The 1,668-nt window shown below is 68.3% G+C and carries 2 protein-coding genes and 1 pseudogene; 1 reads left to right on the plus strand and 2 read right to left on the minus strand.

Going from position 1 to position 1,668, the window contains the following annotated elements:
- Both AB4Y86_RS18450 and AB4Y86_RS18455 read right to left on the minus strand, forming a co-directional pair.
- On the minus strand, positions 1 to 284 hold a 284-nt coding region (locus tag AB4Y86_RS18450; protein WP_441403593.1), incomplete at its 3' end, for a hypothetical protein.
- A 61-nt stretch (positions 285 to 345) separates the two neighbouring features.
- On the minus strand, positions 346 to 1,152 hold the full coding sequence (locus AB4Y86_RS18455) for a peptidylprolyl isomerase (RefSeq protein WP_441403594.1): 807 nt from the start codon (positions 1,150 to 1,152) through the stop codon (positions 346 to 348).
- A 224-nt stretch (positions 1,153 to 1,376) separates the two neighbouring features.
- On the opposite strand from AB4Y86_RS18455, the pseudogene AB4Y86_RS18460 reads away from it, so the two are divergent.
- Positions 1,377 to 1,668, plus strand: a pseudogene (locus tag AB4Y86_RS18460) (histidine--tRNA ligase); the annotation flags it as partial.

A 1,668-nucleotide genomic window follows, 5' to 3' on the forward strand; every position in this document is an offset into this window, starting at 1 on the left:
GCCTGGGCGGCCGCCGCGGCCGGCCCGGCAGCAGCGCTGGCCGCATCCTCGGGCTTCGCCTCGGGCTCAGCGGGCTCGGGCTCGGCGGCCGGTGCCTCGGGCGCCTCGGCGGCCTCGGGCTCAGCGGCCGGTGCCTCGGGCTTCGCCTCGGCCGTGGCGGCCTGAGCCTCAGCCGGGGCCTCAGCCGGGCGGGGGTCGTTGACCGGCTCGGTCACCGTAGCCTTGGCTTCGGTCTCGTTGGCAGCTGCTGCCACTGTTTCGTCGGATTGCTGACTGTGTGTCACCGCTAGAAGTCTTTCGCTTGGAGGGAAATACCGGCACCGCGGCCACGAGGGCCCCGGCTGGCTACTTCAGAGAGAACGAGTCTATCGTGACTGGTTCCACCGGGGCGCCGTCTGTGGCGCTGGCACCCGGTTTGACGCCGGCCGCCGCGATGCTGCTGACGACATCCAAGCCGGACGTAACCTTGCCCACCACGGTGTAGCCGCCGGCGGCGTCGGCCGGGATCACGGTGTCCTTGTAGACGATGAAGAACTGCGTTCCGTTGCCGTAAGCGTTTCCGCCGGTCCGTGCGACCGCGATGGTGCCGGCCGGGTACTTGTTATCGGCCGGGGTGTTCTCCAGCGGACCCCAGCTGTAGGCGGGATCGCTGTTGCCGTCGCCGGTCTTGGAGCCACACTGCAGCACACCGAAGGTGTCGGCAGTGGTGAGCCGGTGGCAACTGAGGCCCTTGTAGAAATTCTGGTCCGCGAGCGACTTGAACACGGCGGCTGCCTGGGGCGCCTTCGTACCGTCCAGTTCGATCCCCAGGGTGCCGCGGTTGAGGGCAAGCTCGCCGGAAAAGGTCTTGCCCGCCGCGGTGTCCGGCTTCGGGATATTCGCGCCGTTGCTCGCGCTGGCCGTCGGCGTCGCGGACGCCGACGGGCTGGCCAGCCCGGCCTCCGCGGCCTTGAACTGGTCCTCGGTCGGATTACCCGCAAACACGGTCAGCTGCAGCACGATGGCAAGGACCAGGACAGCGGCACCGCCGGCCGTGGCAAGGATATTGTCCCGCCTCCGGCGTTTGTCCTGCGCCCGGCGCAGCTCACGCTTTGCCTCCATCTGCTGGATGCGCCGCTTGGCTTCGCGGGCGCTCCGTGAACTGGCCGCCAAAAGTCCTCCTGGGTGTAGGGCCGCGTCCCGGGCCGTGCCGTGGGCACAGATCCGGGGTGCAGCGCGCAAGCTGTTGGCAACGCTGCCCGCCGCGTTCGCATTAGAGATGCACGCGTCGAAAGCATAAACTGACTGCCGCACACAGTTTATGCACGACCGGCCGGTCGGCGCGCGACGCCGCGGCTGTTCGACCCGCCGTCGTAATCAGAGGAGAAAATTCCACCATGGCACGCACCGCCTCCCTGTCCGGATTCCCCGAGTGGCTTCCAGAGGAGCGGCTGGTGGAACTGCATGTGCTGGACACCCTGCGGCGGACCTTTGAACTGCACGGCTTTTCCTCGATCGAGACGCGCGCGGTGGAAACGGTCGGGCAGCTGCTCCGCAAGGGCGAAATCGACAAAGAGGTTTACGGCCTGAGCCGGCTGCAAGACGACGACGGCGCCGGTGACGCGACAACCGCGGATACTGCCGCCGCGCACAAGGGCGACCCGCACGCGCTGGCCCTGCACTTCGACC

The organism is Arthrobacter sp. 2YAF22_2 (genome assembly GCF_052114645.1).
In the GTDB taxonomy this organism is placed as follows: Bacteria; Actinomycetota; Actinomycetes; order Actinomycetales; family Micrococcaceae; genus Arthrobacter.